The organism is Nonomuraea solani (assembly GCF_900108335.1).
GTDB classification, from domain to species: domain Bacteria; phylum Actinomycetota; class Actinomycetes; order Streptosporangiales; family Streptosporangiaceae; genus Nonomuraea; species Nonomuraea solani.
On the sequence record NZ_FNVT01000028.1, the window covers coordinates 108,274 to 118,554 of the forward strand.

The window sequence follows — 10,281 nt, forward strand, 5'->3', positions numbered from 1 at the left end:
TTCTCATCGCTCGGAGTCTTCGCGGGCCGGGTTCATGCCGGCGGCTATGTCGGCGAGGGTTTCCAGCGGGACAATGCGCCGGTAGAGGTCGATGGCATCGCGGTACGGCATATTCGGGTCGCCGAACAAGTGGGGTGACGCCACTTCGATGCCCCGGACGATCTCATACACCGAATGGTCTTCCATGGAGAGCATCCAGCCCAGAAGAGCACGGGTGAAGTGTTCCTCGGTGACGCCCTCAGGACGTATCCAGAGGAAAAGCGAATGCAGCCGGGCGGCCGTACCCGATATTCCGGCGACAAGGGGCAGGTTGCTTTCGCCGGAGACCTCGCGGACCCATGGGTGGTCGGTGTGCATTCCGTAACGGCCGGTGCCCAGCAACCATTCGAGTGGGGCATGCGGGTCGGGGGCGTCATTGTGCGAGTCCGTGAGCCGGGACCAGTCTTCCCCATCGGCCGGGTCGTCGAACCGGTTGCTTACGTCCTCGGTGCGCGGTGGTTCCGCGGCCGGGGGCTCCGGCACTGGGTCTTCGTACTGTGATCTCAGGTGGCGTTGGTGCGCGTCGATCTCGAGGGCGTGCATGGGGATGTCGCGGTTCACGAAATCCTGGGGCGTCACGCGGAACGCCTCCCGATCCTCGACGGTACGTGTCCATCGGGCCGCCTGGCTCTCCTCGAACTCCGCCACGGCGCGATCGGTCTCGCGCGAGTGCGTGCCCAGGTTGGGGACCTCGAAGATGTCCCTGGAGATGGTGAGGTCGCCTTCCAGGGCGGGCGCCAGGCGAGAGACGTCCAGGCCGGCGCGGTCGGCGATGGCGGGCCAGTCGGGGTGCGTACGCAACTCGAACAGGGTTCCCTGCACGGCGAGGTCGTCCTTGCTGAAGAACGCGGCGTTGTAGATCGCGGTCATCAGCATCCGCAGGTTGCCGTCCCGGCGCAGGTCGGCCAGGGAGATCGTGTCCCGGCCGACCTGTCCTGGGCTGGTCGGGTCGTCCTTGAAGAACGTCCGTTCGGTACGGGCCTCCGGGGCCTGGTAGAGCTCCTCGTGCAGGGAGATGAGGACCTCGCGCAGGCGGCCGATCATCCGGTCGGCGGCGACGCGGGCCTCGGGGTCGTTGGACAGGAAGTCCCCGATTCTGCGCTCGAATTCTCTCGATCTCTGCGGCGACCAGTCGGTGGCGTCGGGCGTCATCCCGAGGATATCGCGGAGGTAGTCTCCGGCTCCGTCGTGACTGAGCCACGGCTCGGCCATGGCCGCCACCTCGTCGGCCTCCCGGGACAGGCGATCGTAGGTCGCGGCGTCCTCGGGATGCTGCTGCCGCTGGTGTTCGAGCAGGGCGCGCAGGTTGTTCAGGCGGCGGGTGAACTCGGCCCGTTCGGCCGCCGTCCAGGGGCGTTCGCGTTCCGCGCGGAGGGCTTCCTGGGCGCCGGTCGTCCCCGTCCATTCTCCGTCGGGGCCGCGTTCGTTGACGAAGACGGCCTCGCCGTCGCGGAGCCGGATTCGTACCGCGTCGACCGTGGCCGGCGGGTCGGCCGACTCCAGGCTGCCGATCACCTCGGCGGATCCGAAGAATCGGACGTCGTGGTCGCCGCCCGGCACCAGGCGGCCGGCGCCTTCGCTGATCTTCTCGCTCAGATAGCGGGTGAGGAGCGACAACCGGCTCTGCGCGCGGGCGGTCGCGACGAGTTCCGTCTCGATGCGGTAGCCGTGCTCCTGGAAGAGGCGGATGAACGCGGCGGCGTCCTTGGGGTTGCCCAGAGTGGCTTCGACGATCACGTTGTAGCCGTTGGCGATGGCGTAGTCGAAGGCCATCGACTGCCACTTCTTGGCGATGGGCTGGACGATGTTGTTGGTCTCGATGTCGTTCCAGGCCCTTAGCTGGTCGTAGTCGGGATAGAAGCGTTTGTACTCGTCCATGATGATCTGCAGGATGCCGCCGCGGTCCCGGAATCCCTCGTGCAGGCGGGCGATCGTGGTCGACTTGCCCGCGCCTGGCTGGCCACCGACGACGATCATGGTGGGTTCCGGGGAACGGGTGGCGCCGGTGAGCATCTCGGGGATGATCACGTCTTCGAAGATCGTCCGGAGTTCCTCGTCGGTGGGGGTGCGGTGGAAGGCGGGTGGCCGGGTGTCCAGGCTTGCGGGATGATCTTGGACTCCGCCGGTTTCGGCTGTACGTCCTGGGCCGCTCGGAGAGCCTGCGGGCGAGGCCGGATCCGCCGTGCCGCCGGGTCGTTCCGGGGGTGTGGCCCGTACGGGTTCGGCGGCGGTGACGGTCGTGTCCGGACGTGCGCCTTCGGCCGGGCGTTCGGGCGCATGGGCGGGCGTATTGGCGGGCGTATTGGCGGGCGCGTGGGTAGGGCCGGTGTCCGGTCGTGCCTGGGTGGTGTCGTGGTTGAGGAGCCGTTCGATGCGGCTGATGGGAGGCTGTCCGGGTTCCTGGCGGGTTGGGGTGGGATCTGGCCGGTCTGGGTGGCGGAGGGTGGGGGTGGCACCCGGGTCCTGGGGCGTGGAGCGGCTCTGAGCCAAGGCCTCCGCGATGGGGCCGCCCCTCGCGGCGGCGCCCTGGTTGGGAGACGGGTGGGCCGGCGCGGTCGCAGGAGAATGGGTGCTCGGCTGGGCCGGGTGCTCGGGGCTCGCCTGCGGTGGTGGGGCCTGGTGAGCGGTTTGGTGGGCGGGGTCCGCGACGTGGCCGGGGGCCTGGCTCAGCGTCGTGTCGCGCGACTCGTTCGACGAGACCCGGGTGCCGTCGCCGTCAGCGGCTCGCGAGGCACCGCCGTCAAGAGATGAGCCACGGTCGGGAGACAGGCCGCCGTCCGGGGGCGGGCCACCGTCTGGGGACGGGCCACCATCGACAGACGGGCTACCGTCTGGGGACGGAGCACCGTCTGGGGATGAGCCGCCGTTGGTGGACGAGCCGCCTTCGGGGGACGGGCCGCCGTTGGTGGACGAGCCGCCGTCCGGGGGTGGGCTGCCCGCTGGGCTCGGGCCGTTGGCTGAGCCGCCATGGGGCAGGGACGTGGTCAGGTGCTGGCCGTCGGCGCCGAGGGCGCTGGAGGTGATGCCCTTGGCCAGCATCTCCCAGCTGAAGTTGCCCTCCGCCAGCAGGGCACCGGCCGTCGCCATGCCGCCGGTCACCGCGTACTGGGCGGCCTGACCGTACAGAGAGGAACTGGCGGCGGCCAGGAGCTTCTCGGCCACGCTCATCTCCGCCCGGGTGAGCCCCGCGCGCAGCGCCGGCGTCGCCAGGCGGGTCAGGCCGCCGGACAGGACGCCCATGAGGCCGCCCATCGCCCCGCCGGTCAGCGCGGAGACGCCGAGCTGGCGCAGGTCGATCTCGTCCCTGCGCCCCTGGACCAGCTGCAGCAACTGGACACCGCCGTCCATGGCGGCCACGATCGCGGCGAAGAGGGCGATGTTGCGCAGGGTCTGCCTGGCGATCTGGGCGACGGTCAGGCGGGCGAGCCGCACGCGGGGCGGGATGAGCGCCAGGCTGGCCCCGGAGCTGGCCAGCGCGGCCGCCGTCAGGTAGAGGATCTGCCCGGCCAGCAGCCAGACCGTGACCTCGATCATGTACTTGGCGTACTGGATCTGCACGCCGACGTTGTTCAGCGCGACCGCGGTGTTGACCAGCCGGTTGACCAGGTCGGCCACCTTGCCGCCGACGGCCGTGGTGACGTGCTCAGCGAAGGCCAGATGGGCGTCGCCCTCCCAGTCGGCACCGATCTTGGCGGCGTTCCACGGCTGGTCGGCCGGTGTCCCCTCGACCAGCCGGTACGCGGCCGTCACGCACGCGTCCGCTAATCGGAAGCAGCCGGTTTCGTCCCCTTCCGGCCAGTCCATGCCCACGACCCAGCCGATGTACGGCTTGACGCAGTCGGGCACCAGAAACCCATCGAACCCCATGGACGATCAGGCCCTGTCGGCCTCTCCGTAGTTGCCCTGGCTCCTGTGCAGGCCGGAGGAGACGCCGTCCAGGTCGTCGATGTAGTTCTTCAGCGCGGTGAAGATGCCCTCCTCGATGGCGGGCATCTGCTTCTCCAGCTCGGCGCCGTACTCGTCGCCCCCGAGCGCGCGCCGGTCCCGGTCGAACGCCTCGCGCAGGATGTCGCGGATCTCGGTGACGTCGAGCTTGTGCGCCCCGTAGACGGCGGCCTGGCTGCGCAGCGCCGACCGGCGGACGCGATAGCCGTCGTGCTCGCTCACATCGACGGTTCCACCGGACGGGGCAGGAACGCCTCCAGTGTGGCGTTCTCCCCGAAAGTCTGCTCGAACGGCAGATCGGCCGGCATCAGCGGCTGCATGAGCCGCCTGGTCTGTTCGGCGACGTCCCCCGTGGCCGCGGCGACCTGCTCCATGATCGCCTGGGCCAGCTCGGAGGGCGACAACTTGCGGTAGGCGCGCGGGTCCAGCTTGAGAGAGCGAAGCTGACCGTTCTGCCCGACCGTCACCTCCACCATTCCGTCCTTGGAGCGTGCCACGGCCCGCAGCCGGCCGAGCGCTCCGTACGCCTCCTTGACCCGCTGGACCTGCTGGTTGTACTCCCCTGCGAGTTCCTCGATCGTTGCCCGTAACGCGTCCGTCACACCTGCGCCTTTCGCCACTGTCTGCGTGGAGACGGACAAAATACCGCAAGGTAGATCAAGTTGACTCGCAGATGAACGAACTACAACGTCAGCGGACGGTCCCGTCCCACTGCCAGTGGTCCCGGCGGCCGTGACCGGGAAGATCGGCGCGGCCGGTGCACCACAGAAGGATCTCGGTCGCGTCCTCGCCGTCCGGAGCCTCAGGGAAGAGGCGCCGCACCGCGGGGGCGCACAAGTGCTCCGGTGGCCGCCAGTCGAGTCCGAGAGCGCGGCTGATGTCCGTACCGTGGACGAGCAGTTCGACGATCCCCATGGCGGCGAAGCCGGGGCCGTCGGAGTGGCCCCACGGATGCCAGGCGCGTACGTCATCGCCGGCCTCGCGGACGGCGGAGGCCAGGATGTGCGCCGCGATGCCGATCCCCTCCAGGCAGTCGCCGATGGGAGCCTGCGGGTCGAGCGAGGCGAAGAGGGTGATGTACCGGTCGGCCGGGCGGGCGATCAGCAGGCCGGCATAGCCGACGACGCCCAGGGCGAGGTGGTCGAGCGTGGTCCGGCAGGTCCACTCCAGCCCGGCGGCGTTGCGCGTCCAGTCCTGGCCGGCGCCCTTGTCCAGAATCGCGGTGGTTTCGCGGGCCGCCTCGACGACGAGGGCGGCCCAGGACGTGGCGGTCAGAGGGCCGTTCATGCCGCCGGAGCCCTGAAGTGGTCGATGATGCGGGCGTAGCTGTCGAGGGCGTGGCCGCGGCCGATCGCCTCGGTGAGGAGTTTCTCGGTGTACTCGGCCATGGTCGCGTCGATGCCCCGCATGCGGCTCTCGTGGATGAGGTGCCGGACCGGCGGGACCTGGGTCTCCAGCGTGGCGTCCTCGGCGGCGTGGGCGTCCTCGTCGATCTGGTGCGCGTACGCCGTCAGGAAAGACGCCACGCCCTTGAGCCAGTCGGTGGCCATCGGCACGAAGTCGGTGGCCGCGATCTTCTCGGTGCCCATGAGCGCCGCCGCGTGCATGAACCCGTTGAACGTCGACCACATGATCCCGAGCAGCGCGACGTCGTACAGCGACGGCAGTCCGGCGTCGGAGCTGATCAGCGTGGTGCCGCCGCCCAGCACCGCGAGGGTCTTCTCGTGCGCCTCGAACAGCGACGGCGGCCCTCCGTAGAGAATGACCGTCTCCGGCGCGCCGATGCCGGGCGGGGTCATCATGATCGCTCCGTCCAGGTATTCGGCTCCGCGCTCCGCCGCCCACGCGGCCATCGCGCGCGCCTCGTCGGACGCGCCCGACGTGAGGTTGACCAGGAGGCGGCCGGCCAGCGCCGTTTCGGCGGGGGCGAGCAGCTCGCGTACGGCGTCGTAGTCCCGCACGCAGATGATCACCAGCGGGGCGGCCTCGACGGCGGCGAGGGCCGTCGGGGCCACGCTCGCACCGGCCTCGGCCAGCGCCTCCGCCCGGCCCGGGGTGCGGTTGAAGACGGTCGTGGGGTGGCCGGCGTTCATGAAGGCGGTGGCCAGCGCCCGGCCCATCATCCCGAGGCCGATGACCGTGACGGGGGTTCCTGCCATGTCTGTCTCTTTCCTGTCCGTTTCGGTGGTGACGGTCCACCACGATGGCAGCGGGCGACGGCGGCCGACACTGGCAGGAGTGCCGATATTCACCAAATTAGTGCCATAGAGTACGTCTCATGAGTGCTGGTTCCGTCGCGCTGGTCGTGATCGACGACACCATTTCGATGTGGGACATGTACGAGCTGGGCATCGCCACGGCGGTCTTCGGCGTGGCGCACACCGATCTCGCGAACCCCTGGTACGACCTGCGGCTGTGCGGGCCGCGCCCGGGGACCTCCTCGTCGGTGCCGGGGTTCACGCTGAACGCGCCGTACGGGCTGGACGAGCTGGAGAAGGTCGACACGGTGATCGTGCCGGTCGTGCCGGAGTCGTACATGCGGGGCGACCGCGCGCTGCCCGAGGAGCTGATCGGCGCTCTCCAGCGGGCCGGCGCCAGAGGGGCGCGCATGGTCTCGCTCTGCAACGGCGTGTTCGCGCTCGCCGCCGCGGGCCTCCTCGACGGCCGCCCCGCCACCGCGCACTGGGAGCACACCCGCGAGCTGGCCGAGTGGTATCCGCAGGTGAAGGTGGACGACTCGGTCCTGTACGTCGATGACGGCGACGTGCTCACCAGCGCCGGGCTCAGCGGCGGGCTCGACCTGTGCCTGCACATCGTCCGCCGCGACCTCGGCGCGCGGGTGGCCAACCAGCTCGCCCGCCGCCTCGTGGTCCCCGCGCACCGGCCGGGCGGGCAGGCCCAGTTCGTGGAACGCCCCGTCACCGTGACGACCGACGACGGGATCGCCCCCGTCCTGCACTGGGCCCTGGAGCGCCTCGACCGCCCGCTCACCGTCGACGACCTGGCCACCCGCGCCGGGATGAGCGTCCGCAGCTTCCACCGCAACCTCCGGGCGGCGACCGGCACGAGCCCGATGAAGTGGCTGCTCCACCAGCGCCTCGCCCGCGCGCAACTCCTCCTGGAGACCACCGATCTGCCCATCGACCAGATCGGCGAACGCAGCGGGCTCGGCAGCGCGAACAACCTCCGCCACCATTTCGCCGGCCACCTCGGCGTGACGCCCACCGAATACCGGCGGGCCTTCGGGGAGACGTAGCCCGGCGCGCCAGAAGTTCGCCGGAAAGGTCAAGATCGAAAAGTTGGCGTTCACCGGAACGTCAGCATCGCTCTGTACCAAGATCACATGAAGATCAAGAGCAAGTTGGTCGCCGCCACCGCGATCGCCCTCAGCACCGTCGCCACCGTCTCCGCGCAGCCGGCCGCCGCGGCGGTCTGCCCGACCGGTTACGTGTGCCTGCAGCCGAGCGCGGCGTCGGCCCGGCCCGTGCTGGTCAAGGAGGGGGACAGCCGGTCCTTCTCCAGCGGACTCAAGGTCGGACAGGTGTCCAACCAGACCAGCGTGGCGTACTGCGTCACCAGCACGCCCTACAGCTACGCCCTGTCCGCCAGGCAGGCGGCGACCCGCGCGCACACCGTCCTGTCGGTCCGGCCCGGTCGCGTCTGCCCGGCCTGATCCAGGAGAAACGCCGGCGTATGGGGTGACCTCACCACCACTGTGATGTGAGGAGCCCCGGCATGACGTTTGACCGGCGTGCGTTTCTGCGCGGGCGGGCCTGACCGCGGCCGCGGGCCGGCTCGGGCAGGCGGCGGCCCCGGCGATGACCGGAGCCGCCGCCGATCCCGGCTCGCCGTTCAAGGCGGGCCGGTTCGCTCACCCGTGCCCTGCACGCTGGGCAGCCTCGGCGACTACGGGCCGCGCATGGTGACCGTCGGCACCGGCGGCATCGGCGTCGGCCTGGACACCACGCTGGAGATCGCCGAACGCGTGGTCGGCATCACGGTGGACCACGACCATCCGGGGGCCAAGGTTTACACGATCACGGCCGACCGGATCAGCCTGGGCAGCGCGGTCGGGCGCAACGTGCCCGGTCACGTGGCCGACAAGGTCTTCCCCGGCTTCCCGGGGCCGGGCCAGTGGGCGCAGTTCGGGTTCGCCCTCATCTCCAACTTCACGCACGAGTTCTTCAAGCCCTTCGCATCACCTTCGACCACACCCGCATGCGACTCGTTACGAACTGATATGTAACGCATGCTACATTCGCCAGTATGTGGCTGATCTTGGTGATCAAACTGCCCGCGGAGCCGTCCCGGCATCGGGTGGCGGTGTGGCGGGAGTTGCGCAAGGCCGGAGCCCTGTCGCTCGGGCAGGGCATCTGGGCCGTACCGGAGGTGCCGGTCTTCGCCGACGGCGTGCGGCGCGCCCTGGCCCTCACCGAAGGCGCCGGCGGGCAGGGCGTGACGCTCCAGGCGTCCGGCCGCACCGCGGAGGACGCCGCCCGGTTCCAGGAGATGTTCACCGCGGCGCGCTCTGAGGACTGGGCGGAGTTCCTGGCGGACTGCGGCAAGTTCGAGGAAGAGATCGCCAAGGAGATCCGTATCGGCAAGTTCACGCTGGCCGAGCTGGAGGAAGAGGAGCAGAGCCTGGAGCGGTTGCGGCGCTGGCACCGCGACCTGACCGCCCGCGACGTGTTCGGCGCGCCCGAGGCGGCCGAGGCCGCGACGCGGCTCAAACGGTGCGAAGCCGTCTGCGAGGACTACGCCGAGCGCGTCTTCGCCGCGCTGCACACCACCTCGTGACCGCCTCCCGGCGGGCCATGTGGCCGCTGTACGCGGCCGGGTTCACCACCGCCTTCGGAGCGCACGGCGTCGCCGCCAACCTGGGCGGGTTCTCGGAGGACGCCGTCACCTCGCTGATCGTCCTGGGCGGGCTGCTCGCTCTGTACGACGGCGCCGAGGTCGTGCTCAAGCCGGTCTTCGGCTCGCTGGCCGACCGGATCGGCGGCAAGCCGGTCCTCCTGGGCGGCCTGGTCGCCTTCGCCGCGGCCTCCGCGCTCTACGCGATCGCGGACAGCCCCGGCTGGCTGTGGGCGGCCCGCCTCGGTCAGGGCGCCGCCGCCTCCGCGTTCTCACCCGCCGCCTCCGCCATGGTCGCCCGCCTCAACCCGGCGGCCAGGCGTGGCCGCGCCTTCGGAAGTTACGGCTTCTACAAGTCGATCGGCTACACCCTGGGCCCGCTGCTCGGCGGTGTCCTGGTGTGGGCCGGTGGCCTGCGCCTGCTGTTCGCGGTGATGGCCGGGTGCGCAGTGGCCGTGGCGCTGTGGGCCGTGGTCGCGGTGCCCGCCGTGCCGCCGCTGCCGCGCAGGCGGCAGACCGTCGCCGATCTCGCCCGGCGCCTGGCCGACCGCTCCTTCCTCGCCCCCACCGCCTGCCTGGCCGCCGCCACCGCCGCGCTCTCCGTCGGCGTCGGCTTCCTGCCCGTCTCCGGCGCGGCGGCCGGGCTCGGCACGGTCGCGACCGGCGCCGCCGTCTCCGTCCTGGCCGCCACCGCCGCCATCGTCCAGCCCCAGGCAGGCCGCGCCCTCGACGGCGGCCGGCTGACCACCCGCACCGGACTGCTCGCCGGGCTGCTCATCACCGCGGCCGGCCTCGCCGCCGCGATGCTGCCCGGCCTCGCCGGCGTGCTGGCCGCCGCCGCCCTCATCGGCACGGGCACCGGGCTGATCACCCCGCTCGGCTTCGCCGCCCTCGCCGCCGCCACCCCGGAGGAGCGCATGGGCCAGACCATGGGCTCCGCCGAGCTCGGCCGCGAACTCGGCGACGCGGGCGGCCCACTCCTCGTCGCCGGGGTGGCCACGGTCTCCACCCTCACTTTCGGGTACGGGGCCCTCGCCGTGGTCCTGCTCGCGGGCGCGCTCGCCGTATCTAGGGCAGCAGGATCGTGCCGATGCCGAGCAGGGCGCAGATGCCGATGATGCGCAGCATCGGCCATTTCAGGACGAACGTCATCACGAGCGCGGCCACGGTGATCGCCGCGGCGACGGGGCTGAGCGTGCCCAGATCGGGGAGCGGGAGGTTGAAGGGGCCCCACGTCCAGGTGAAGGTGCGCCCGAACAGGGTGTGCTCGGCGAAGTAGAGCGCCAGGTTGGCGATGACGCCCACCACCGAGGCGGTGATGCCGGTCAGCGCCGCGCTGATGGCCGCGTTGTGCCGCAGCTTTTCGACGTACGGGGCGCCGAGAAAGATGAACAGGAAGCACGGCACGAACGTCACCCACGTGGTCAGCAACGCTCCCAGCAG

11 protein-coding genes are annotated in these 10,281 nt (G+C 70.8%); 5 read left to right on the forward strand and 6 right to left on the reverse strand.

Annotated features, from left to right (window positions below; genetic code table 11):
- Positions 1-3: 3 nt before the first annotated feature.
- From C4V41_RS53000 to C4V41_RS53020, 5 genes are all read right to left on the reverse strand, one after another.
- Positions 4-3,885 carry a zeta toxin family protein gene (locus tag C4V41_RS53000; protein ID WP_146104156.1) on the reverse strand — a complete coding sequence of 1,294 codons (3,882 nt, stop codon included), beginning with the start codon at positions 3,883-3,885 and terminating at the stop codon, positions 4-6.
- A 27-nt stretch (positions 3,886-3,912) separates the two neighbouring features.
- On the reverse strand, positions 3,913-4,206 hold the full coding sequence (locus C4V41_RS53005) for a hypothetical protein (protein WP_103963689.1): 294 nt from the start codon (positions 4,204-4,206) through the stop codon (positions 3,913-3,915).
- Complete coding sequence (locus C4V41_RS53010) at positions 4,203-4,586, reverse strand: YbaB/EbfC family nucleoid-associated protein (protein ID WP_103963690.1); 384 nt, start codon at positions 4,584-4,586, stop codon at positions 4,203-4,205. Before C4V41_RS53010 ends, C4V41_RS53005 begins: the two co-directional genes overlap by 4 nt.
- An 88-nt stretch (positions 4,587-4,674) precedes the next feature.
- Positions 4,675-5,271 (reverse strand): maleylpyruvate isomerase N-terminal domain-containing protein, encoded by a 597-nt coding sequence (locus tag C4V41_RS53015; protein ID WP_103963691.1) that lies wholly within the window; start codon positions 5,269-5,271, stop codon positions 4,675-4,677.
- Positions 5,268-6,143, reverse strand: coding sequence for an NAD(P)-dependent oxidoreductase (locus tag C4V41_RS53020; protein ID WP_103963692.1), 876 nt, complete (start codon positions 6,141-6,143; stop codon positions 5,268-5,270). Before C4V41_RS53020 ends, C4V41_RS53015 begins: the two co-directional genes overlap by 4 nt.
- A 119-nt stretch (positions 6,144-6,262) precedes the next feature.
- Here C4V41_RS53020 and C4V41_RS53025 point away from each other — a divergent pair, with 119 nt between their 5' ends.
- The 5 genes from C4V41_RS53025 to C4V41_RS53045 all read left to right on the forward strand — a co-directional run bounded on the left by C4V41_RS53025 (position 6,263) and on the right by C4V41_RS53045 (position 9,956).
- The gene (locus C4V41_RS53025) at positions 6,263-7,240 is read left to right on the forward strand and encodes a GlxA family transcriptional regulator (RefSeq protein ID WP_103963693.1); all 978 of its coding nucleotides are present in this window, start codon (positions 6,263-6,265) and stop codon (positions 7,238-7,240) included.
- A gap of 87 nt (positions 7,241-7,327) precedes the next feature.
- A complete protein-coding gene (locus tag C4V41_RS53030) occupies positions 7,328-7,657 on the forward strand; it encodes a hypothetical protein (RefSeq protein WP_103963694.1) in 330 nt (109 codons plus the stop codon).
- Between the two features lie 204 nt (positions 7,658-7,861).
- Positions 7,862-8,230: a hypothetical protein gene (locus C4V41_RS53035; protein WP_103963695.1), complete on the forward strand. Its 369-nt coding sequence runs from the start codon at positions 7,862-7,864 to the stop codon at positions 8,228-8,230.
- A 20-nt stretch (positions 8,231-8,250) separates the two neighbouring features.
- On the forward strand, positions 8,251-8,781 hold the full coding sequence (locus C4V41_RS53040; protein ID WP_103963696.1) for a Chromate resistance protein ChrB: 531 nt from the start codon (positions 8,251-8,253) through the stop codon (positions 8,779-8,781).
- On the forward strand, positions 8,778-9,956 hold the full coding sequence (locus tag C4V41_RS53045) for an MFS transporter (RefSeq protein WP_235030942.1): 1,179 nt from the start codon (positions 8,778-8,780) through the stop codon (positions 9,954-9,956). The genes C4V41_RS53040 and C4V41_RS53045 overlap by 4 nt, the downstream gene beginning before the upstream one ends.
- Here the strand turns inward: C4V41_RS53045 and C4V41_RS53050 are convergent.
- Positions 9,907-10,281: chromate transporter (locus C4V41_RS53050; RefSeq protein ID WP_146104157.1), on the reverse strand; the 375-nt coding region annotated here is incomplete at its 5' end. The two genes, C4V41_RS53045 and C4V41_RS53050, sit on opposite strands and share 50 nt — an antisense overlap.